The 258-nt window shown below is 39.9% G+C and carries 1 pseudogene; it reads right to left on the reverse strand.

From position 1 onward, the window contains the following. Nucleotides 1-258 (reverse strand): annotated as a pseudogene (locus KVT27_RS25315) (phosphate ABC transporter permease subunit PstC); the annotation flags it as partial.

Raw genomic sequence — 258 nt, forward strand, 5'->3', positions numbered from 1 at the left:
GCATAATAGAGTGCGAAATGATGTTCATAATAAACGTAAACAAAAATGACGTTGCACCTACAGCATACATGCTCTAATACGTAATCGTTCCATGCGGAGCATCACCTAAACTTACTTGCACAATATAGGCTGTTAACGTTTGAATAGAATGTGTCGGATCAAGCGATACATTCGTTGTGGATCCTGCTGCAATTACAACAATCATCGTTTCACCAATTGCACGAGAAGCCGCTAATATAATTGCTGCCATAATCCCTG

The sequence above is a fragment of the Lysinibacillus sp. GbtcB16 genome (genome assembly GCF_019091145.1).
GTDB classification, from domain to species: domain Bacteria; phylum Bacillota; class Bacilli; order Bacillales_A; family Planococcaceae; genus Lysinibacillus; species Lysinibacillus fusiformis.